This is a genomic window from Streptomyces sp. NPDC051104, from assembly GCF_040682835.1.
Taxonomy (GTDB): Bacteria; Actinomycetota; Actinomycetes; order Streptomycetales; family Streptomycetaceae; genus Streptomyces; species Streptomyces cynarae.
The window spans coordinates 1-1,292 of record NZ_JBFBBS010000152.1 but is presented as its reverse complement, the minus strand read 5'-3'; the positions used below and the strand labels follow the sequence as shown (position 1 = coordinate 1,292).

The window sequence follows — 1,292 nt, the reverse complement described above, 5'->3', positions numbered from 1 at the left end:
TGACCGGGTTCAACCAGTGGATGCAACACCGGCTTATGTGATCGATAGTAGATGGTCGTTGAGAGCTTCGGCGGGTGTCTTCCAACCGAGGCTCTTGCGAGGGCGACTGTTGAGGGTGGCAGCGACCGCCTCGATATCCTCCGCTGCCCACCGGGAAAGGTCAGTGCCCTTCGGGAAGTATTGGCGCAACAGGCCGTTCGTGTTCTCGTTGGTGCCGCGCTGCCAGGGACTGTGTGGGTCGGCAAAGTAGACCGGGACGCCGGTCTCGATCGTGAACTGGGCGTGTGCCGACAGCTCCTTGCCGCGGTCCCAGGTCAGCGACCGCCATAGTTGGCCGGGCAGAGTGCCGACTGTGGCCGCGAGTGCATCTTTCATCGTCACCGCGCCATAGCCGGCCAACGGCGGCCCGTTCTTGGTACGCGGGACGATGCCGTAGCCGTCCTGGCGGGGCAGGTGGACGAGCAGCGTGAATCGAGTTGTCCGCTCAACCAGCGTGCCGATCGCCGATCGCTCGAGTCCGATCAGGAGGTCGCCCTCCCAATGTCCGGGTACGGCTCGGTCGTCGGCCTCGGCTGGCCGCTCGCTGATCAGTACCTCGGGCGTGACGTGGGCCCATGAGTTGCGTTTGGATCGGGCCCGGGGCACCCGCAAGGCCCTGCCGGTGCGCAGGCAGGCGACGAGCTCGCGCTTGAGCGCTCCCCGGCCTTCGATGAACAGGGCCTGGTAGATAGCCTCGTGGCTGATCCGCATGGACTCATCATCCGGGAAGTCGACCTTCAGCCGGTTCGCAATCTGCTCCGGGCTCCACGCCATGACCCACTGGCGGTCGCCGCGGTGCGGCTTGTTCCTTCCCTTCCACCCCGTGCGCTCCGGCCCCAGTGCCGTCCCGTCTGGGCGGCTGACCTGGCCCGAGAGCCTGTCCTGGACGTAGTCCCGGAGCCGGTCGTTGGCGGCCAGCTTCGCTGTCTTCGGACGCTGAGCCACAAGATCGGCCTTCCACTGCGCGACCGACGCCCGGTAGTCCAACCGGCCGGCACGGGTCGCGGCGTTGCGCCGTAGTTCCCGGGACACTGTCGAGGGATCCCGGCCAAGACGTCGCGCGGTCTCCCGGACTCCGATGCCCTGCGCTTTCAGGATCGCGATCTCTTCACGCTCGTGAAAGGACAGGTACCGGCCGGACTGCGGGGCAAGATCCATCGGTGGCATGCCGCCACCGTGCCGGAACCACCTGCAACCCGCTGCCTGGGATACGCCGACTGCAGCTGCCGCCTCCTCGGCGAGCAGCCCCTTCG

General features: G+C 67.0%; 1 protein-coding gene. It reads right to left on the bottom strand.

Annotated elements, in window-relative coordinates:
• Positions 1–33: 33 nt before the first annotated feature.
• Complete coding sequence (locus AB0N14_RS40210; RefSeq protein WP_366030625.1) at positions 34–1,284, bottom strand: IS30 family transposase; 1,251 nt, start codon at positions 1,282–1,284, stop codon at positions 34–36.
• Positions 1,285–1,292 lie beyond the last annotated feature (8 nt).